This window comes from Pseudobacillus sp. 179-B 2D1 NHS (genome assembly GCF_045370945.1).
In the GTDB taxonomy this organism is placed as follows: Bacteria; Bacillota; Bacilli; order Bacillales; family Domibacillaceae; genus Pseudobacillus.
Genome location: NZ_JBIQDP010000001.1, coordinates 393317 through 414074, shown reverse-complemented (window position 1 = coordinate 414074; position 20758 = coordinate 393317). Strand labels below are relative to the sequence as shown.

Below are 20758 nucleotides of genomic sequence, written 5' to 3'. Positions count from 1 at the left end.
GTTGGAACTCTTTAGGTTATTGGGTTCAGTATTTATTGATACAGATCAAGCTGATCAGGCTTTAAATGACACTGAACAACGTGCCCATGCTTTAGGAGCGAGCTTTAAAAATATTGCTGGGAAAATGGCTGGCACAGGTGCTGCAATAGCAGGTGGTATTGGTTTAATAGGCGGTGCATTGCTTAATAGTGCTATGGATTCCGATGCAGCAAGCGCCCAAATACAAGCGTCATTAGGTTACACAAAAGATCAAGCAGACGCTCTGGTGCAGACAGCAAAGGGAATTTATAAAGATGGATTTGGTGAAAGTTTAGAACAAGTCTCACAAGATATGATTTCCGTTAAAGAGCAAATGCAGGGAATAAATGACGCTGAATTAGGCGGGGTAACACAACAAGCTATGGTGCTAGCAAAGACAATGGATGAAGATGTTGGAGCCGTTGCAAGATCGGCAGATATGCTTATGACACAGTTTGGGATTTCTTCTAATAAAGCATTTGATTTATTGGCAGTTGGACAGCAAAAGGGGCTTAACTTCTCAGGTGAGTTTCTAGACTCTATTAACGAATACTCAGTCCACTTTAAAGAAATGGGTTATACAGCTGAAGAAGCCTTTGCGATTATGGTTTCAGGAAGTGAAAATGGCGCTTTCAATTTAGATAAAGTTGGAGATGCGGTTAAGGAGAACTTTCTACGGTTATCTGATATGGGCAAAGGTCAAGCCGAAGTAATGAGTGCAATTGGTTTGAGTGCAGAAGACGTTATGGGCAAGATCAATGCAGGTGGTGAATCAGCAAAGGGCGCTTACACTGAAGTGATGACAGCGTTAGCTGGTGTAAAAGACGAAACTGAACGTAATCGTATGGGAGTTGAATTGTTTGGAACTCAATGGGAGGATGTCGGTCAAAAAGTTGTAATGGCTATGAATCCTTCCACAGAGGTTTTGGGACAAGTAGAAGGTGCTGCTAAAAGAGCTGGAGATGCAATTGAACAAAGTGTTTCTCAACAAGCTACAGCAGTTTGGCGAGAATTTAAAGGCGCATTAGAACCATTAGGTCAAGTGCTGCTTAAAATGGCTCAAGATTGGATGCCTAAAGTTTCAAGTGCTGTTAAAGGTCTATCTGGTTTCTTTTCAAATATGTCCCCAACCATGCAAAAAATTGTTGTAGGTCTTGGATTAGCAGCAGGGGCTTTGGGAGTTTTACTGATTGCCATATCACCTATAATCACAATGATTGGTACGCTAATTCCTTTATTTGCAACTGCAGGAATAACATTTGGAGCAATAGCAGCACCTATTGGAATTGCAATAGCTGCAATAACAGCTCTAGTAGCTGCTGGAGTATTTCTTTATAAAAATTGGGATGAGATATGGGCATATGCTAAAAAAGTTTTCGGAGCATTGAGCGATTTTCTTTCAAATGCAACGAAAACAGCAGGTAAAGCTTTATCAAGCGGATGGCAAGCAACAATAGATTTCTTAGCAGAACTATGGGATAGCATAGTTCAAACAGGTATTAATACTTGGAATTCCTTGGGGGATATACTTTCGAAGGTTACAGAAACAACAAAAGACTTCCTAGTAAACGCTTGGAATACTGCCGTTGAAACAGTTAGTGGACTATGGAGTTCAATTGTTTCAACAGTTTCTAGTACTTTTTCTACTGTAGCAAACTTTGTGCAAAGCTTTACAGAAAGTGCAAAGTCAGTATTTATTAATGGGTGGAGCAACGCTAAAGAAATAGTGCTTGGGATTTGGTCAGCTGTCAAATCTTTAGCAAATTCCTATTTTAGTGCGATAAGTAAAATTATCCGAGGAGTTATAGATACTATACTTGCCATCTTTAACGGTGACTTCTCCAGTATACCTAAAATATGGGAATCCGTTTTTGGGCAAATTAAAACTATAGTTTTAGGAGTTAAAGAAAAAGTTGTTGGTTATGTGAAAGATATGATTGGTAGTTTTAGTGGTTTAATCACAAAAGTCGGAGATGCTATTAATAAAGTAAAAGAATTGATTGGTTGGGAATCGAAGACAGGGAAAAGTAGAAGTGACGGAAAAAGTAGTAAAAGTAGTGGTGATAGCAAAGATGAAAAAGATCGTCTGGCTTTGGGTACTAAAAACTTTTCCGGTGGATTAGCTGTGGTAGGGGAGCAGGGGCGTGAAATTGTTAGTTTGCCAGCAGGTTCTCAAGTAATAAAAAATAGAGATACTGAAAAAATGTTAAGGAATAACTCAATTACTCAAAACCTTATTTTTAATAATACAGGCAATTTATCTTCTACAGAAATAGCACGTAAAGCTAAGTATGCTGGGCAAACTCTTGCTTTGACTTTAAATACATAAAAGGGGAGGTGTGAATGTGCAAAAAGCAAGTTATACAAACGAAAGAGGTCAAAGTATCCATTTCGATATTGCTCCCCCTTTTATTCTTCAAAGTATAGAAGGAACTGGAAATGTAAGTGTAAATTTGAATACATATTCTACTCCTAATCACGATGGGAAATATATAAAAGATTCTAAATTAGATATGAGGCATATCGTCCTAAGAACAACAATAAAAGCAAGAAATAATAAACAGTTATTCGGATATCGAGAGTTCATTTCAAGCATATTCAATCCAAAACTAAAGGGTACTTTAGAATATAAGACGCCAAATGGAACAAAGAAGATTAATGCAGTTATCGAGGAAACACCTCTCTTTTCTGAATATAAGGGCGATACGGTTGTTTGTTTAATTAATCTACTATGTCCTGATCCTTATTGGTACGACCTTCATGAAAAACACTATACTTTTTACACTCCTGTAACCCCTGCCTTCTCATTTCCACTGAATACAAAGAGTAACGAATACTTCAGCTTAGGTTATGAAAGCACAACGACAAAGGTTGTAAATAACGGTCATGTACAGACTCCTCTTTTCTTAAAATTTGAAGGTGGAGTAAAAAATATTTTTCTTGAAAATTTAACAACCGGTGAATTTATCAGGATAAACAAAAAGATTAATTCAACTGACACTCTAGTAATTAATGCGGCAGATGGACAAAAGGAAGTTTCTTTGATTAAAGAGGATGGAAAGAAGAGCAACGCAATAGGAATGATGTCATTAGATTCATCATTCCTATATTTAGATATCGGTGAAAATGTTCTAAAGTACACAGCCGAGAGTGATTCAGGTTCAGCTACTTTACATTTGCAGTGGAATCATAAGTATTTAGGAATATAAAGAATGGAGGTTCATGATGACAGAAATCTATAAGTTTTTTAATAGTTCAACACAACAAGTCAGAAGCTATCAAGCAACTGACTTTTCTTCATATTTTTCACAATTTCTTTCAAATGGATTAATTCATAAAGATAATGTTCCTTTCATCAAAGTTCAAACTGATGGAATAGAGTTAAAAACAACAGTCACTCCGGGTTCAGCCGTTATTAAAGGACATCTTTATGAAAATACAGAAGACTTACATCTTCAACATGATATAGCAGATGAAAATTTTGATCGGATTGATAGAGTCGTAATTAGGTATGATAATAAACCGGAAAATCGTCATATCAAAGTATTTATTTTAAAAGGTCAACCATCTTTACTTCCTCGAGCACCCGTTTTAACACGTGATGAGGAAGTATATGAATTGTCTTTAGCTCAAATTAGAATTCCTTCTAAATCAACAGTAGTTATGACTAAACATATTACGGATGAACGATTTAATAAAAATTTATGTGGATTGGTCTCTTCGCTTATTTCGATTCCTTTAGAAAAGTTAGAAGAAAATTTTAATGAATTTAAAAGCCAAATAAATGATGATCTCTATACCCGGTTCAATGAATTAAATCAAGAAGTTGAGGTAACGAATTTAAAACAGGAAATTGAGCTTGTGAAGAAAAATCAAATTGAATTATTCACTCAAAGATATTTAGAAGGAAAGACAGGTACAACTGGAGCTGGTTATTTTTACGATATCTTAAAGGATACCTCCAAAATCGATCTCAACAACACAACTGCTCAAATTGATACGGATAAGATGGAAATTCAAATGAGTGGAGCTAACTTAACAGATCAAGTAACATGGAAGCCTCATCCAATTGGTTTTGTAGCAAATAAAGTGAAGCATTATCACACTAGACCGGCAGGGAAGTTAGTAAAAGTCACTGAAAATGCTTTATCAGGTCAAAATAAAATTAAAGTATCAAATGTGAATATAACTGTTACTGAGGTGAATGTGTAATGACAGTTAATGCCCAATTTATTAGTGATTTACCCCTTGGTGCCAAAGTTAGAATGGGAAACTTTAAACATCAATCAGATCAAGAGTCAATGGTGTGGAAAATTGTCTCAAAAGATCACTGGAAAAAAGATAATAACTATCCTCAAAATGCTGTTACCATAATGGCTGATAAAATTTTATTCTTTATGGCTTATGATGGAAAAGAGCCAGAAAATGCTTTATCAGATAGAGCAAGATATGGGAATAACCGTTACAAACAATCTAACATAAGGCAATGGCTAAACACAGACTTAGGAGCAAATGAATGGTTTGTTCCTCAAAATATTGCTGGAGATTATCATTACAACGACAGGGATACTCCACCTTCTATTAATTATATTTATTACAACACTTATCATTATCCTTATGAGGAATTCCAAGGTTTTTTGGGAATGTTTCGTGACTATGAAAGGGACTTGTTCTTAAAAACAAAAGTGAAAGCAGCAACTAATCCAACTTTTGACTTTAAACCAACGTTTGGAATAGGGAAAGGAAGTTACGATTTAACTGAAGACACATTCTTTTTACTTTCTCTAAGTGAATTAGGGTTAGGTGAAAATAAATATAATGCTGATACCCTAGATTCAATTAAAGAAGGGGAAACGCTTGAATATTTTGTTCAAATTCCAGACGTGTCATCGAAGGCTTCTGATTTAGCTTTCTCCAAGAGTCCATATTCAACATGGAGTGCAGAACAATCTGGTATCACTTATGGTATGAATTTTGAATACATGACAAGGAGTGCCAATTTACAATCTGTTCATCAAATCTTAGAGATTAGTTCTAATGGACAATCTACATCAGGAGCTGATGCTAACAAATATTCTGGATTAAAACCAGCAGTGAATATTACTAATCAAACTCTTGTTTCTTTGGTTCCAGATGAAGAGGGAGTTTATGACATTATTGCTGATGTAGCTCCAGTTGTTGAAGTGTTAGGAACGAATGTACTGACTATTGATTATACTGTTCGAGATATGAAGGGATTAACACAAGAGATAAAAATCTTTTTAAATAACGAGTTACAGCAAATTGTTACAACCGATTTAAATTCCCATCTGCAATTTACTCTGCCGCATGAGAAATTATTAGATGGTAACAATGAATTGATTTTTGTCAGCAAGGATAATGCTGGTTTAGAGCGCAGACAATTATTCCAAATCCATATTGAGAAAGGTTCCTTTAACGTTGGTGATGATGTTGCGGTTACTAATGAAACTTTTGAAGTGCAAGATGTCATAGATAACCTTGATGGGACAATGACTATTACATTGAATCGTAATCTAAAAGATACGATAAAAGCGAATGAGACATTAGAGAATATCAAATTTAACTATGTACCTCATGTCTTTGTGACGGATGACTTCTTTGCTCAGCCTTTATATACACCAATGATATTTAAAAGAGTTTCCTATGATCAACAAAAGGAATTAGCGACAGAAGAATGGGAATCCGTTGTTTCAGGATCATATTGTTTTACAAAGTTACTATTGAATAGAGAGTCAATTCATGAAGAAACATTCCTGAAGAAAATTTCTCAGGTCTATAATTTTGGCGATCATATCTGACACTTCTTAAAGAAAGGAGATGGGCTAATTGGCTGAACATATGGTTGAAGTTACTATTTTAAGCGATAAAGATTTAACCTTTAATATGAAGTTTGCATTTCAAGTAGCTAAAGCTAGTTTCCTATTGAATAACAAGGAAATTGGCTTTTTTAATGCCGAAAATAGTAAAGAGACTTCTTTTTCAGTTAATCATAACTTTTTAAAAGAAGGGGATAACAATTTCATTATTAGGACGACTAATCTTACTGGTATGATTGAAGATAAAACATACACTATTTCTTATCAGGTAGGCACAGCTGAAGATATTATTATTGGTTCTCAGATAATCATTAATTCAAAACAATATAAAGTGCTGGAGTATTTATCAAATACCGATGGATCATATGAAATTACACTGGATAAAGCTTTAGAAAAAGATGTGAATGTAAATCGAATGTTGGAAAACTCAAAAATTCACTATAATCCTTTAATAGATCTTACTTTTGAGGATATGGAGCCTGCTCTCAAACCAATGAAATTTGTTAAAGGAATATATAAGAATGGCATGGTTGAAGAGGAATATGAATTAGGCGGTTTAGTCGGCGATAAATTGCATAGCAGTATTGAAATGAGTCGTGATAATACAAATGAAATACCTTTTTTAAGAAAGGTGGAACGCTTTTTAATTGCTAGGACGTGATAAAAATGACAAATATAAATATCTTGAATGAAGATTTAGAACGAATTGGACTCATAGATGATTATGAGTCTTTTTCATTTACCACAAATTATAATAAGGTTGGTGAATTTCTCCTTGCTATTGAAGCAGACGATAATAATGTTCGCTTATTAGAAAAAGATCAATTGATCTTAGTTGGAAACAATAGAGAGAAGGTTGGAAAAATTGATCATACTGAATATGATTTAAATGAAGAAGGAAAAGTTATTAAGAAGTTTTCAGGTAAAACACTAGGCACAATTTTCGAAGAGCGCATTACCCTTACATATGGAGAGAATAACGAGAAAAGAGCTTATGATCAAATACAAGGAAATGTTGAAACGGTTATCAGACATTATATTAATCGAAATATTGTAAATGCTATTAATCCTGCCAGAAATATTCCTCAATTGGAAATGACAACCAATAAAATGCGTGGTGAAATTATTCGTTATCAGTCTAGGCATAAAAAGCTTAAAGAAGAAGTGGAGCAATTAAGCGAATTGTATGGGCTAGGTTGGCATATTTACCTTGACTTCCTCAAAAACAAATGGGTCTTTGATATGTATGAAGGAAGAAACTTAAGCGTTAATCAATCGGAAAATTCACCTGTTATTTTTTCTCCCAAATTCGATAATATACAAGGTTTACGTTATATAGATAGCAATTATACTGAAAAGAATGTTGCTTATATTGCAGCCGATGGTGAGGGAGAGAAGAGAAATATCTATTCAATAGGGGAGGCATCTGGCTTAAAGAGAAAAGAAGTATTGATTGAAGTGAGTGCTTCAGAAGGAAAATATATTGATCCAATTGAAGAGGGAAAAAGAAGACTCCAAGAACACAGCAGAATTAACACATTGGACGCTGAAATTAATAATACTGATATGTTTCAATATGAGCGTGATTACAAATTAGGTGACATTGTAACTGTCCAACATGATGATTGGAGAATCAGTAAGGATATGCGTATTACTTCCATTACAGAAGCTTTTGAGCCTTCAGGATATAAGCTGATTGCAACATTTGGAGATAAAATTCCCTCTTTAGCAGAACGTATTAAACAAGAATTAAAGATTTTTGAACCATACATAAGAAAGTAAGCCTTCCTTTTGCCAGGAAGGCTTTTAATTTTACAGGAGGATAAATGATGAATGAAGTTTGGAAGTTAGATAAAAATTATTACTGTTTATATGTTGAATCAAAGGATGTAATGAAAAGGATCAAGCGTTATTACACAGACTTTGTTTTAATGGCTGAATACTATGACCATAATGGAAAGTTACAAGCAAGGCAATATAAAGTGGAAAAGAAGCGTAAAAGAGTAGCAGTTCGCTTAAAAAACATTGGGTAACTCCATATTCCTCTTTAGGATATAATCCCCTTACCTCGATTTTTCCCCCTCTTAATTCCTTTATAATTAGCTAGAATTTCCTCAAAAGTGTATCAAATACACATGTTAATTTTTCTCTCTTATTATTTTTTAATTTATATATAGCTGTGAAAATTTTACTATAAACGGCAGGAAACACCTTCCAATTGTCGAACCATGATAATAGGGGGGTGTTTTTTTGTTTTATGTAGAATTTATTGATTATGAGACAAATCATACTTTTGCTATCTTACCTGACCTAACATTAAGAGAAGCATTAGAGTGTATTCGGATTTATAAGCGAGAAGATCATTCATATTACGATTATGAGAAGAAAATGATGATGCATCAGCGGTATGTAAGTAGTAATAGGTTTGTTAAACGAAAAGGAGATAAAACAATAAAAGGCTTTCAATTATTTCTTGAAGCATATCAAGTGAAAACTAATTAGAAATATTATCCTGTTTTAGAAGGTTATTCTTTCAGGAGCGTCGAAAGTAATGGGTATAAAAGCAGAAGGAGATGTTTAGGGGAAATGAAAAAAAGCATTAGTATATTTCTGTCTTTTGTTTTATTATTTAGCATGTTTATATTTAATAATGAAGCAGAAGCAGCAGCTGTAAACCAACATAATACAGTTAATTCGGCAAAATTAGATGTACGTGAGAAGCCAAGTCCTAGAGCAAAAATAGTAGGTTCTCTCAAAAAGGGAAAAGTTGTATTTGTTTACAATACTGAGCCGGGTGGTTGGTCTAAGATTAAGTACAATAACAAGGCAGGGTACATAGCAACTAGTGGACTTAAGATTGGTTCCATCAAAGTTAATTATACAATGGATAAATACGGTGTAATTCAAGCGAATTACGATGATGGGGAGACAATAAGGTTAAAGGTTGGACAAAGAATTCAAGTGAAGCGTGTAGACAAACTAAACAGAGATAAATACTATGATAGAGTGCTGATAAGCTACGGACCCATCGATTTCACTAATAACAATGACATAATTGGTCTAAAGCCAGGTGTAAGTGAGTTGACTATAATACCATTTTCATACAACTGGGAAGATGCTCATGTAATATATATTGAAGTATATAAATAGACAAAAAGGTAAAATTTTTAGAATCGCTTTTTGGCGGTTCTTTTTTAATAGTACACCTTTTCTTCAAAAATATGAATTAATTGTAAGAAATCTATTTAGATGTAATGAAAGTAGTGGGATATATCTAAATATAGAAGGAGATGTATTGAAAAGATGAAGAAAATTATTAAGGTTATACTGCCTTTAATATTATTGCTGAGCTTTTTTTGCTCTGCGATACAAACAGAGGCAAGCAGCAAATTCAAAGATATCAAAAACCATTGGGCGGAAGAAGAAATCAAAAATTTAAGTAGTAAAGGTGTAATCAGTGGTTTCAAAGATGGAACATTCAAACCTAATATAACGGTGACAAAAGCACAAGCGGCAATAATGATTGCGAGAGCATTAAATTTAGATTTAAATAATAGACCGAATCCGAACTTTGCAGATGTTGGTACTAGTCATACAGCATACAAAGCAATTGCAGCGCTTGTAGATGAAGGGTATTTTTTTAAAACACCAAAATTTTACCCTGATCATGCCTTTATTAGACAAGAAATGGCTAGAATATTAGTAACTGCTTATTCCCTTAAGGGAGTTGGTCAATCACATTTCGCAGATGTCCCTACTTGGGATGTGAAATACAAAGATATAGACGCTTTAGCCTATAATAGTATTACTCAAGGTTATCCAGATGGAACATTTAGACCGCATACGTCAGTTACAAGAGCACAGTTTAGTGTTTTTATAGTAAAGGCTATGCAAGCTTCAAGCGACACTGAAAAGATAAAAGAAGGAAGTATCGCTTTAAATAAAAACAACGTTTCTATTTTAGAAGGTTCTGAAGAGAGATTAATCATTAAGCGTGTGGATTATCCCGATAAAGAAATTTCTGCGGATAAGAATCAAATAAAATGGTTTTCAGAAAACGCAGCTGTTGCCACTGTTGACTCGAATGGTAATATCAGGGGAGTTTCTCCCGGAACAACTAAAATTGGAGTTATAGTAGATGGAATTAAAATTTTTTGTACCGTTCAAGTAAAGCCAATTCAAGTAAGTGGAATTGATATCCCCTCCAAAATTATTATAACAGAAGGACAGGAACAAGAGATAATTGCGAAGGTAGTGCCTGAAAAAGCTCATGATTATAAAATTATTTGGCTTTCTTCAGACAACAATATTGTTTCTGTTGATGCTAACGGAAAAATCAAAGCACTAAAAAAAGGTACTGCAAAAATTAAGGCAACAATTAGTGGTTCCAATACAATTTATTCAGAGGCAGAAGTAACTGTTCAAGAGAAGGTTTTAACTTTAGAAGAAGTTACCAATGCTGATCAAGCTATCTATGAGAAATATTTAAATCAGAATTATAATTCATTACCAACTCCAATGGGAGATTGGAACCCAACACTCTCTGTCCGTAAAGCAGATAAGAATGTTTATATTGAAATAAAATGGAACAGTTTGAAAGTGTCTCCATATGATTTAGAATATAGTAGACCACAAGAAGAAATACAAAAATTTGGAAAAGTACTATCAAATGCTGATAGAATTGAAACAAAGAGGTTGTTGAGAGAGTATATGAAAAAAATAGCATCGGATACAATCTCTTCGTATCCGGGATACTATGTTAGCGGTAAGTTTTATACAAGTGGATATAGGTATCCATATATAAAAGAAGGATTTTGGTCAATTTCATTTTTGACTTGGAATAACTTTAATGGAAATAGTTTAACCTCTAATTTAGTATGGGATACGAAACATGACGATTATGATTTTTTACTAGATCAAAAAATTTCAAAGATTGGGTACATTAATCCTCTGGATAACAAAATTTATTATGGTACAAGTTTTACCGATAAGCCTATTCAAATAAAAGTTGGTGAAACGCTTCAACTACAATTAGCATTTTTACCTGAACAAGACTATAGAAACATGACGTATAAAGAACTTGGATTTGATATTAGCCCTTTACTAGGGGGGCAATATTTTGATGTCAATTCTTCCGGTTTAATAACGGGTAAAGCAAAAGGAAAAGGATCTATTTTCATTTATAGTTCGAGGTACAATAATATCACTCCGAGTATTAAAGTGGAAGTTACAGAGTAAATTATTAGTAGAAGATGAACGAACTATATTAGACTAGCCTGCGAAATGTCCATTCCAAATAAGACACGTCTAAATGGCGTGTTTTTTCTTATATTGTCATATTGGTCACGATGTAGTTTTTAACAATTTAAGTTAAGATAGAGACTAGAAAGAGAGTAAAACGGTTGAAGAACAGCGAGGTGGGGTTAGTGAACGGTTTTAACTTTTTTAGAGAGAATCCAATGACAAAGTTTGTTAGGGAACAACAAGCGTGGAAAAGACAGCTTATAGGTTTGGCTCGCTCTCCTTTTAAAGAGGTATTTGAAGAACATAGAAAAATGAGAGAGAATTCATTTAAACCCTTTTTTGAAGTAAATAAGGTAGCTGAAGCTTTAAGAAGATGGTCTGAAGGTATAGAAGATACAAAGGAAGACATGATAACTTTTAAAAAGGCAATGGTAGACTTAGGCTATCCTCCAAATGATTGGATTGATATAAGAAAGCTCAGACAGATTGCTCAAGATTATAGTGAGAATGGAAAAGAGCATGTAGCAGAATATATTGATGAGTTTATGGTAAAGTTTTATGATGAGAAAATGCTTGAGACAATAAGGGCTAATTGGAATGAAAAATCCTATCTTAAGAATCGATTACCTTTATTAAGAAATGCAATTATGGCTCATAAGTTAGGAATGTACGATCTCGTGGTTCCAGCAGTATTATCTCAACTAGAAGGGCTAATAATTGATTCCTTTGAAATTAAAGGATTTGTCAATGAAGACATACAATTAATTTTACTTGAACATCTATTATTGAAGAATAAAGAAATTACTCATAGTTTTGATTATGATGATGCAATTTATGAATATTATTCAACTAATATTTTAGTAAGCTTTAAGCACGGAAGTTTTATCAAGTCGGATGTGAGTAGGCATGCTATTTTACATGGTGGATATACAAACTTTGGCAAAGAAACATCCTCATTAAAAGTGCTTTTATTAATTGATTATCTAATTGATGCAATAGAAGATTTGAGAGAGAAAACTATTAAATTAGCAAAAGAAGAGGTACGTATTTATAGAAAACTTAGATATCAACGTCAAAATAGAAGGAAGAGAAATAGATAAAGAGACTAACCAAAGCCTAAGTACGGTAATTCGTATTTAGGCTTTTTTTGTTCAGGCTATAGAAAAAGTTTCTAAGTGAAATAGTTTTATTTGTAATTAATTTGTATCTAAGGAAACCATTTCAGCTATTCGTCTAAGTTTTAATCCTTTATCCTAATTAAGGAGCTTGATTAGGAGGAAGTAATAATGGAGCAATTAATCAAAAATAAAGACAATACAGGCGATGATTTACAGAAAGAAATACATATTAATAGAAGAATAAAGAAAAAACAAAAAGCACCGGACTTCTACGTAACACACAAATACAAAGAGGACACCGATAAGACACTAGAAGACTTACTATATAGTAAAGAATTTGTTGAAACTCTTTACAAGATGGTAATGAAATATACTGACTAAACACATAATCAGATAACACTCCAATAGTTAAAGAAGAACTTATTAAGATATAAATGATTGAAAGGTGAGACATCATGACGAAAACTGATAATGATTCAAAGACAAAGGTGAGACAATCTACAAAGATCATTTATCATCCAGAAATTCTTGAAGAATTTAAAAAGAAATTAATAGAGCATTTTCCTGAGAAAATTCTTCAAGAATGGGCAAAACAGATTAACAAGTATTATTAATTTGGAAGTCCTGTGAGTATTTCTTTTCGATTTAGGAATTATTCGATTCACTAACTCTGGGCAATTGAGTAAAATTTAGTAGATTGCAAGCTAGCTACGTGTTAAAATAGAGGGAGAAAAATGGGATACTGTTAGAAGATAGTTGTGAGACAAAATTCCAAAAATATGACCGAGTAAATTAAATAAACCGTTATATATCAACCATATACACACGCCTTTAGCTCAGCAGGATAGAGCAGCAGCCTCCTAAGCTGCAGGTCAGAGGTTCAAATCCTCTAAGGCGCGTAAAACAGAAGGGAAAACCCCTTCTGTTTTTTTTTGCTCTTTAACTTTCTATTTGACATCCCTCTTAATGGAAATGTCGAAAATGCCGGATGAGCAATACAGCAATCTCCAGCAGCAGGTTAAAGTCATCGGGCTGGATGAGAGATGGAAAGAAGCCAGAGATATATACAGCTGTGTGAACCTGATGTTCGACGATATGGCGTTCTTTATGGTACAAAACAATTTGACCGAAGAAGACGTGCTAGAAGAGGAAATAAAATTGACTTTCCGGATTATGTTATCAAGTTGTTTGAAGGCTATTTAGGCTAGTTACACGGTAGACTCCCGAAGCAGTTCTAAAAAGGGATCTTAAGAGGAAAAGAGCCGCTCACTGCTCAAAATGACGAATCTATTTCTAGAGGCGATTTGATAATTGAATGACGATCAAAAAAGTTAAAATAGGAGTTCTCCAAACAACATCTTTAATCAAGAATACAAGCACAACACCTATATAATCATTCAACGTATAGAGAAAGTGCTGTACGTTTTCATTGATTGTTTTACGAGATCCATTTTCTTGATTTTAACAAAATTTACAATGTGCAAAATTCAAATTAAATATTAAAAATACTTCTCAACAAGCATTAGTTACTAGATATACCCATATCTAACAAGTGCGGATTCTCTGTATAAAAAACTTCGTATTAAATTGATAAGAATTTCAAGAGATTTTGATAAGATTTTAAAGTTTTATTTTCTAAATATTCTATATAATCTAAATAAATCAGAGATAAAGGGGGAAAAAAGATGCAGAGAAAAGGAAATTTGGCATTCGTTTTATTAAGCGCTTTTCTACTGTTTATATTTGCAGGCTGTTCCGGAAAAAAAGATGCCGGCTCAGAAAATGGTGGAAAAGATAGCGAGAATGGCGGAACGGTCACAATCGGGATTGCACAGGACGCCGTTGCCATTGATCCGGCCTTTTCCTACGATTTTGCGACAGGACCAGTCGTTAACTCCATCACAGAAGGATTGCTTAAATTCGATAAAAACGGCGAGCTTCTTCCTAACCTTGCAAAGGAATGGGAGAATCCTGATGAGAAGACATACATTTATCATATCCGCGATGACGTGACCTTCTCAGATGGAAGTCCGATGACAATGGAAGATGTTATGTTTTCAATGGAAAGAATTAAAGATCCTGCAACCGCTTCCTATGTAGGCTGGATGTATGAAAATGTAGAGAAGATTGAACAAGATGGGGATTGGACAATTAAAGTCACATTATCAGAGCCTGATGCTTTGTGGCAATATGTACCTGCAACAACTGCTGGACATGTAATTTCTAAAAAGTATTTTGAGGAACATAAAGAAAACTTCGGCAAGCCAGAAGGTGGACTATTGGGGACAGGGTCCTTTAAGTTTGTAAGCTGGCAAACAGGATCAGAAATTGTTTTGGAGAAAAATGAAAATTACTGGAATAAAGAGGGCGGCCCTTATGTGGATAAAGCGGTTTTCAAAGTGATTCCCGAGGGCACAACGAGAATTACCGGGTTGAAAACGGGGCAATTAAATATTGCCACAGAGCTTCCTCTGGATCTAGTGGAAAAAATAAAAGAAATGGATAATGTGAGATTGGATACGTCAGATTCATATTTAATAGATGGTATCGAGTTCAATACACAAAGAAAGCCATTTGATGATCCTAAGGTAAGACAAGCAATGAACTATGCGCTTGATAAAGATAAAATTTTAAAGCAGATTGTTAAAGATGCGGGGATTCCTGCTGAAGGGTCAACTGTGCCGCCAGTCATGTGGACGTTTTCTAAAGATAAGTGGGAAGCTGCAAAGAAAGAGTTGCCTGACTACTCTTCCAACATAAAAAAAGCAAAGAAATTATTGGCAGAATCAAGTGTGCCGAACGGCTTCAAAGCGACCATTTCCACTGATGGAGACAGTCTCCGAATGAATGCTGCTTTGGCGTTGCAAGCTGCAGTTAAGCCGCTTGGCATTGAATTAGAGGTTGAAAAGCTGACTGGAGAGGAATTGATGACCCGTACATTCGGCGGCGCCAGAGATTATGATATTGCGGTGCAAAACTGGGGGTCGGATTTCCCAGATCCTTCAGGAAACTTAAGTCCGTTATTCCACTCAGCTAACACAGCTGATGGCGGTGCCAATTACGCCAACTATAAAAATCCAGAAGTTGATAAGCTGCTTGAAGAACAAAACAAGTTGATCGACCATGACAAGCGTGCAGAGCTAATGATTCAAGCACAAAAAATCATTGCGGAAGATTCGCCATGGATCACACTAAGCCATCAAAAACAAATGATGGCAATGACCAATAACGTGGAAGGTTATCATATCACTCCATTATGGTATTGGGATGATATCTTAAAAAACATTAAATTAAAATAATGGCAGTATGAAAGAGCTCCTCTTCATCAAGCATTTATTTGAAGAAGGGGAGATTCTCCCTTCGGAAGTCTTCCTTTTTGATATGGGGCAGCATGGATTAATGCTTGGAACAAGGAAGGGCGATAGCGTAAATTATTTTCCCTTGAAGGAGGTGTAGGCTTGACTAGCTATATTATAAGGAGACTTCTCTTTTTAGTTCCCATATTATTCATTGTATCTGTTCTCATTTTTGGCATGTCAAGACTGGTACCCGGGGATCCGGCAATCATCATGGCGGGCGGACACCAAACGTCACCGGAAGTCTTAGATAATATCCGTGAAAAATACCACTTGAATAAGCCGGTTATAGAACAATATGCCATCTGGTTGAAGAACGTGGCTGTAGGAGATTTGGGCGAGAGTTTCAAAATGAAGCAATCTGTCACAAATATGATCGTGGAGCGCCTGCCGCTCACATTCCAATTAATTGTCATGAGTATGATCTTTACCTTGATCATCGCCATACCGCTTGGTATATTGTCAGCTGTTAAGAAAAACACTTGGATGGATCACCTCTCAACTTTATTCGCTTTCGTGGGAGTATCTTCTCCTGTGTTCTTCACCGGTATTTTGATGGTACTGTTATTTTCCTACCATTTGGATTGGCTGCCTGCTTTTGGAGCGGGGAGCGGATTTAATGAGAACTTGATTCATTTGCTGCTTCCTTCTCTCGCACTGAGCTTCAATATGATCGCTTTAAACTCCGGAATTACAAGAAGCGGTATGATTGAAGTAATGAACACGAACTATATTCAAACAGCTGTAGCGAAGGGGTTGCCGCGAAAAGCCATTATTTTCAAACATGCATTGAGAAATGCACTTATACCACTTGTCACTGTAACCGGAATCCAAATCGGTGTTCTCATTGTAGGAACAGTGCTTGTTGAATACACATTTGGTCTGGGAGGGCTGGGCAGTCTTATTATTAACGGGGTCCAAACGAGTGATTACCCCGTTGTCCAGGGAACCATGCTTTTTATGGTGGTTGTCTTCCTGCTGATCAACCTTGTCGTTGATGTTCTTTATGCTATTATCGATCCAAGAATACGTTATAAATAGAAAGGAGGCATACGATGGAACTCCAAAGTCAGCCACCTGCACAACTGCCGGCAGCTCCAGCAGAGAAAAAAAGAAGTGTATGGAAGTCACCGCTTTTCAAAAATAAATTGTCAGTGATGTCGGGAATAATTATTATTATGATAATACTTATTTCGCTGTTTGCCCCGCTGATTTCTCCATATGATCCTGATGTGCAGGACCTGAGCAAATCATTAGAGCCTGCTTCCTCTGCACATTGGTTTGGCACTGACATGCAAGGGAGGGATATTTTAAGCAGGATCATTTATGGAACGAGAACAACCTTGCTCGGAGCAGTGTTTGTCGTATTGCTATCAGTTGTTGTCGGCGTTCCACTAGGCCTTATCTCCGGCTATTTTGGAGGTAAGATTGATAACCTTATAAACCGTGTCTGGGACGTTCTTCTCGCTTTTCCAACCATCTTACTCGCATTCATTATTGTTGCCACATTTGGAAGAGGCTTTGAAAACGCTGTAATCGCGCTAGGTATCGTGTATGTTCCGATGATTGCCAGGCTTGTTCGCTCTGTGACACTTGTAGAAAAAGAGCAATCCTACATCGATGCAGCTCAAGCTTTAGGATATTCCCATACACGTATCATCTTCCGGCACATTTTACCTAATTGCCTGTCACCGATTATTGTTCAAGTCGCAATCGACTTCGCCTATGCGATCATCGATTTGGCGGCATTGAGCTTTCTAGGACTGGGTGTACAGCCTCCGACGGCAGACTGGGGATACATGCTGTCAGAAGGAAGGGAATATTTACTCATTTCTCCGAATACGGCTTTAGCAGCAGGTTTTTCTATTATGATCACCGTGATTGCGTTTAATTTGTTTGGCGACGGTTTGCAAAGCCAGCTAGACCCAAAACAGCGAAAAGCAAGTTAATCTAATGGATGACCGGAGGATTTATGTTGCTTTCTCTTAATCTATTCACGGCATTAATCATTTTGGGCATTGTTGGCGGAATGATCAGTCTCACTATGATTGTCATGATTTTAATAACCGAAAAAGAAGTCGACTTTTTGGAAGTCGAGAAAAAAAGAGCGGATCTCGAAGTGCTGCTGAACGAATCTAAGCTACTTCACTTATCCGCTCAAATTCAGCCCCACTTTCTCTTTAACACATTAAACACAATTTCGACGTTAATTCGTTTAGAAAAAAATAAAGAGGCGGAGCAGGCTATTTACTCCATGTCATCGCTGCTCCGCTATCACTTAGATAAAAAAGCCTCACTTATTTCTTTAAAAGAAGAGATGAAGTATGCAGAGCAATATTTATCCATTCAACAGCTTCGATTCGGACCTAGGCTGGAATGGAAAATTGATGCTCCTGAAGAATTGCTGGAAATGAAAATACCAATGCTTGTTATCCAGCCATTAATTGAAAACGCCTGTATTCATGGAGTGGAGCCATCTATGGACGGAGGTAAGATTAGTATATCTGCCACAAGCACGGATGGAGTGCTGCTATTGGAAGTTAGAGACAACGGAGCAGGAGTCAGTGAGGCTGTGGTCCGTGAGTTTGAACAATGGAAAGCACACAGCCATAGTGCAAAGAACGGAACAGCTATTGGCCTAAGAAATGTCCATTCCCGCCTAAAAGAACAATTTGGCAAAAATAGTGGATTATCAATTAAGAAGGATAGAAAAGGTACAATCAGTACAATTACGATCACACCTATTTCCCAAGATTTCCAAGAAAATGATCATGCGTAAAGGAGGGGCCATATGAAAGTACTCATAGTTGATGATGAACCCTTGGAGCTTTTGAATATTGAAAGCATTCTTCATTCATTTGACCCCCTGATTGATGTATTTACAGCGGCGAATGGCTATGAAGCCTATAGCATGCTGAAAGATGAGCCCATGGATATTGTTTGCCTGGATATTCGAATGCCTGGCTGGAATGGAATTGAAACATTGCAGAAAATTAAGGCGCAGTGGCCTCATGTGAAGGTCATACTTATTTCTGCCCACGGTGAATTCCATTACGCGCAAGAGGCCATTGTATCCGGAGCATCCATCTATCTTTTAAAACCTGTGGTTCCGGAAGAACTGATGAATGCGATCAGAAGAATGCAACATGAGATTGAAAGAGAGCTTGAGGAACAGTTACTGTTGCTGCAAATGGCAGCTGAAAAATGGTCAAGAGGAGAGGAATCAAAAAAGCTGCTCTTTGGTGCGCACCTTCATATCCAGCCTAATGTGGTCACTGTCATCAGATTCAATCGTAACAAACCTTTTGATAAGGCGTTCTGGGATACCATCGTATGCCGAACACTTGATAAGACAACAGCTGTCCCCCAGTCTGTCGATGGGCACTGGATCTATTTGACAGAATGTCCTGAAGGAAACAATTACACGGTGAAAGAGAAGCTTTCCTTCCTAAAATTAGAGCTTGCGGAGAAGGATAAAGAGATCGAATGGCTGTTTGGCGTAGGGGAAGCTGTTGCCCATCCAGATTTTCTAAAGCAATCGTACGATAGTGCTGTGCAAGCTGCATTAAACAAGGATGAAGCGGTGATTCAACAATGCCTTCATTTCTTATCACAGCAATATGCCAGTCCGATTACTTTGAATCAATTAGCACAAGAGGTTCATCTCAGTGCCTCACATTTAAGCAGAATATTCAAGAGCCAGCTTGGAATTACGTTTGTTGATGTCTTAACAAAAATTAGAATTGAACAGGCAAAGGAACTATTGAAGAACAAAGAGCTGTCCATTCAGTTCATATCCGACCGAATAGGTTTCAGCAGTCCGGATTACTTTTCTTCAACTTTCCGGAAGCTAGAGGGAATTTCCCCAAGCCAGTTCCGTTTACAGAGGGAGCATGACAAACAATCATGTTCCTAACATTGCAAATTTTTACTCTTGTTAGTTTATTTTTGTTGTTAATCGGTGCTCGGCAAGTAGAGAAGAACAACCCCGACCTAGAACGTCCCATTGGCTTAGGAAAAGGGATTGTTATCCTCGTGAATCAATGGGTTGGATTGACCACATTTCTTGTTGCAGCGCAATTGTCATATGAGCAGGGCGTGAGTGGTCTATTCGGCTATTGCCTGGCTGGATTGGCCAGCCTGCTCTGCCTATACTTCCTGTTGAAAAAAAGAGCAGTGCCGCATGATCCGGTGCATGCGACAAGAACAATAAAGCCGCTTTTGCTGCTTTATTATCTAGAACATTTTATTGTAAGCCTATTGGCTGCAAAGTTTATATTCAAGCTTTTCTATAGCGTAAATATAGTGATCTTAGCCGGCTTGTTTGTCGTCTTTTATCAATTTATTCTTTTGGCGAAAAGTAAAAATCTTTATATTCGCTCTCTCATCATCAGCATGCTGGCGTTGGTTGCTACTGTGCTTTTACCTACCTTTGTATATTTAAAGATGAGTGTGCCCACGATCTATTCTGGTGTTCACTTTTTGGCACCGGAGATGCTTATTTTGGATGATCTGTCGGGATGGCTTCTAGGAGGAGTATTATTCATTCGGTTCATGGCTCATCACCTATTGAATCAAAACATGCGGAAAATCTTTATGAATATTAAACAAGAGAAAAGACCTCTTGCTTTTACGATTTCATCTTTCATATGGTTCTTTGTCCCGCTCTCGATGGGAACCTTGGCGTTTGTCGCCAAAGCATCCGCCATATGGCCGGCTTCCAATGATGAAGTAGGTCTTCAAGTCGTCCAGCAGTTTGGCGGACAGCTTGGAATTGTTCTGTTAGTCGTAACCTTGCTGGTCATTTTGTTCTCTTCCTCGGCTGGTGATTTTGTTGATAAAACCTTTGTCCGAAAAGATATCTTCGTGAAGGCAGCGGTATTAGGAATGGCTGCGTTGATAGTAACTACGCTTCCAAAGCTTACGATCCTTGATGTCATGGTCTTTGCCTCTCTTGTTTGGGCTCCGGTGGTTCCAGCTATGTATTTAATGGAAACAAGCCTATTGGCCAGGTGGCCCGTAGCTTTCGTTTTTCTAGCCGGTGTAGGAGCAGAAACATACGGAATGTTTCATTTTAGCTTAGAATGGGGAATTTTGCTGTCTGCCATGGTATCTGTTTGTCTGTCTTTCTTATTCAGAGGATACCGCAGTAAAGAAAAAAAGCAATCAGCATAAAAGTCTTCCG

The 20758-nt window shown here is 36.5% G+C and carries 20 protein-coding genes and 1 tRNA gene; all 21 read left to right on the top strand.

Annotation, left to right across the window (positions count from 1 at the left end; all coding sequences use genetic code 11):
* Position 1 precedes the first annotated feature (1 nt).
* Complete coding sequence (locus tag ACH0BF_RS02135; RefSeq protein WP_406908747.1) at positions 2 to 2347, top strand: phage tail tape measure protein; 2346 nt, start codon at positions 2 to 4, stop codon at positions 2345 to 2347.
* 16 nt (positions 2348 to 2363) lie between these two features.
* Positions 2364 to 3227, top strand: coding sequence for a phage tail family protein (locus ACH0BF_RS02130; protein WP_406908746.1), 864 nt, complete (start codon positions 2364 to 2366; stop codon positions 3225 to 3227).
* A 13-nt stretch (positions 3228 to 3240) separates the two neighbouring features.
* Complete coding sequence (locus tag ACH0BF_RS02125; protein ID WP_406908745.1) at positions 3241 to 4230, top strand: hypothetical protein; 990 nt, start codon at positions 3241 to 3243, stop codon at positions 4228 to 4230.
* Entirely contained in the window at positions 4230 to 5837 is a 1608-nt protein-coding gene (locus ACH0BF_RS02120; protein ID WP_406908744.1) for a DUF6273 domain-containing protein, read from the top strand. The genes ACH0BF_RS02125 and ACH0BF_RS02120 overlap by 1 nt, the downstream gene beginning before the upstream one ends.
* A 28-nt stretch (positions 5838 to 5865) precedes the next feature.
* Positions 5866 to 6516, top strand: a complete 651-nt coding sequence (locus ACH0BF_RS02115; RefSeq protein ID WP_406908742.1) for a hypothetical protein — start codon at positions 5866 to 5868, stop codon at positions 6514 to 6516.
* Positions 6517 to 6521: 5 nt separating this feature from the next.
* Positions 6522 to 7637: a siphovirus ReqiPepy6 Gp37-like family protein gene (locus ACH0BF_RS02110; protein WP_406908741.1), complete on the top strand. Its 1116-nt coding sequence runs from the start codon at positions 6522 to 6524 to the stop codon at positions 7635 to 7637.
* A 44-nt stretch (positions 7638 to 7681) separates the two neighbouring features.
* Positions 7682 to 7888, top strand: a complete 207-nt coding sequence (locus ACH0BF_RS02105) for a hypothetical protein (RefSeq protein ID WP_406908739.1) — start codon at positions 7682 to 7684, stop codon at positions 7886 to 7888.
* A gap of 217 nt (positions 7889 to 8105) precedes the next feature.
* A complete protein-coding gene (locus ACH0BF_RS02100) occupies positions 8106 to 8357 on the top strand; it encodes a hypothetical protein (protein WP_406908738.1) in 252 nt (83 codons plus the stop codon).
* A gap of 84 nt (positions 8358 to 8441) precedes the next feature.
* Positions 8442 to 9005, top strand: a complete 564-nt coding sequence (locus ACH0BF_RS02095; protein WP_406908737.1) for an SH3 domain-containing protein — start codon at positions 8442 to 8444, stop codon at positions 9003 to 9005.
* 153 nt (positions 9006 to 9158) lie between these two features.
* Positions 9159 to 11093: an S-layer homology domain-containing protein gene (locus tag ACH0BF_RS02090; RefSeq protein ID WP_406908736.1), complete on the top strand. Its 1935-nt coding sequence runs from the start codon at positions 9159 to 9161 to the stop codon at positions 11091 to 11093.
* 188 nt (positions 11094 to 11281) lie between these two features.
* Positions 11282 to 12199, top strand: coding sequence for a hypothetical protein (locus tag ACH0BF_RS02085; protein WP_406908734.1), 918 nt, complete (start codon positions 11282 to 11284; stop codon positions 12197 to 12199).
* Positions 12200 to 12385: 186 nt separating this feature from the next.
* Complete coding sequence (locus tag ACH0BF_RS02080; RefSeq protein WP_406908733.1) at positions 12386 to 12598, top strand: hypothetical protein; 213 nt, start codon at positions 12386 to 12388, stop codon at positions 12596 to 12598.
* A 74-nt stretch (positions 12599 to 12672) separates the two neighbouring features.
* On the top strand, positions 12673 to 12831 hold the full coding sequence (locus ACH0BF_RS02075) for a hypothetical protein (RefSeq protein ID WP_406908732.1): 159 nt from the start codon (positions 12673 to 12675) through the stop codon (positions 12829 to 12831).
* A gap of 212 nt (positions 12832 to 13043) precedes the next feature.
* A tRNA-Arg gene (locus tag ACH0BF_RS02070) sits at positions 13044 to 13116 on the top strand.
* Between the two features lie 82 nt (positions 13117 to 13198).
* Positions 13199 to 13420: a hypothetical protein gene (locus ACH0BF_RS02065; RefSeq protein ID WP_406908731.1), complete on the top strand. Its 222-nt coding sequence runs from the start codon at positions 13199 to 13201 to the stop codon at positions 13418 to 13420.
* A 482-nt stretch (positions 13421 to 13902) separates the two neighbouring features.
* Entirely contained in the window at positions 13903 to 15516 is a 1614-nt protein-coding gene (locus ACH0BF_RS02060; protein ID WP_340854181.1) for an ABC transporter substrate-binding protein, read from the top strand.
* Positions 15517 to 15675: 159 nt separating this feature from the next.
* Positions 15676 to 16614 carry an ABC transporter permease gene (locus ACH0BF_RS02055; RefSeq protein ID WP_406908730.1) on the top strand — a complete coding sequence of 313 codons (939 nt, stop codon included), beginning with the start codon at positions 15676 to 15678 and terminating at the stop codon, positions 16612 to 16614.
* Between the two features lie 14 nt (positions 16615 to 16628).
* Positions 16629 to 17522, top strand: a complete 894-nt coding sequence (locus tag ACH0BF_RS02050; RefSeq protein ID WP_340854177.1) for an ABC transporter permease — start codon at positions 16629 to 16631, stop codon at positions 17520 to 17522.
* A gap of 23 nt (positions 17523 to 17545) precedes the next feature.
* The gene (locus ACH0BF_RS02045; RefSeq protein WP_340854175.1) at positions 17546 to 18352 is read left to right on the top strand and encodes a sensor histidine kinase; all 807 of its coding nucleotides are present in this window, start codon (positions 17546 to 17548) and stop codon (positions 18350 to 18352) included.
* 12 nt (positions 18353 to 18364) lie between these two features.
* On the top strand, positions 18365 to 19489 hold the full coding sequence (locus ACH0BF_RS02040; protein WP_340854173.1) for a response regulator: 1125 nt from the start codon (positions 18365 to 18367) through the stop codon (positions 19487 to 19489).
* Positions 19480 to 20748: a hypothetical protein gene (locus ACH0BF_RS02035; protein WP_340854171.1), complete on the top strand. Its 1269-nt coding sequence runs from the start codon at positions 19480 to 19482 to the stop codon at positions 20746 to 20748. Before ACH0BF_RS02040 ends, ACH0BF_RS02035 begins: the two co-directional genes overlap by 10 nt.
* The last annotated feature ends 10 nt before the right edge of the window (positions 20749 to 20758 follow it).

What these genes read in the sequence shown, in the direction of transcription:
- ACH0BF_RS02125 (WP_406908745.1), top strand. Translation starts at nt 3,241, where the DNA reads ATGATGACAGAAATCTATAAGTTTTTTAATAGTTCAACACAACAAGTC.
- ACH0BF_RS02120 (WP_406908744.1), top strand. Translation starts at nt 4,230, where the DNA reads ATGACAGTTAATGCCCAATTTATTAGTGATTTACCCCTTGGTGCCAAA.
- ACH0BF_RS02110 (WP_406908741.1), top strand. Translation starts at nt 6,522, where the DNA reads ATGACAAATATAAATATCTTGAATGAAGATTTAGAACGAATTGGACTC.
- ACH0BF_RS02105 (WP_406908739.1), top strand. Translation starts at nt 7,682, where the DNA reads ATGATGAATGAAGTTTGGAAGTTAGATAAAAATTATTACTGTTTATAT.
- ACH0BF_RS02095 (WP_406908737.1), top strand. Translation starts at nt 8,442, where the DNA reads ATGAAAAAAAGCATTAGTATATTTCTGTCTTTTGTTTTATTATTTAGC.
- ACH0BF_RS02090 (WP_406908736.1), top strand. Translation starts at nt 9,159, where the DNA reads ATGAAGAAAATTATTAAGGTTATACTGCCTTTAATATTATTGCTGAGC.
- ACH0BF_RS02080 (WP_406908733.1), top strand. Translation starts at nt 12,386, where the DNA reads ATGGAGCAATTAATCAAAAATAAAGACAATACAGGCGATGATTTACAG.
- ACH0BF_RS02075 (WP_406908732.1), top strand. Translation starts at nt 12,673, where the DNA reads ATGACGAAAACTGATAATGATTCAAAGACAAAGGTGAGACAATCTACA.
- ACH0BF_RS02065 (WP_406908731.1), top strand. Translation starts at nt 13,199, where the DNA reads ATGCCGGATGAGCAATACAGCAATCTCCAGCAGCAGGTTAAAGTCATC.
- ACH0BF_RS02060 (WP_340854181.1), top strand. Translation starts at nt 13,903, where the DNA reads ATGCAGAGAAAAGGAAATTTGGCATTCGTTTTATTAAGCGCTTTTCTA.
- ACH0BF_RS02050 (WP_340854177.1), top strand. Translation starts at nt 16,629, where the DNA reads ATGGAACTCCAAAGTCAGCCACCTGCACAACTGCCGGCAGCTCCAGCA.
- ACH0BF_RS02045 (WP_340854175.1), top strand. Translation starts at nt 17,546, where the DNA reads ATGTTGCTTTCTCTTAATCTATTCACGGCATTAATCATTTTGGGCATT.
- ACH0BF_RS02040 (WP_340854173.1), top strand. Translation starts at nt 18,365, where the DNA reads ATGAAAGTACTCATAGTTGATGATGAACCCTTGGAGCTTTTGAATATT.
- ACH0BF_RS02035 (WP_340854171.1), top strand. Translation starts at nt 19,480, where the DNA reads ATGTTCCTAACATTGCAAATTTTTACTCTTGTTAGTTTATTTTTGTTG.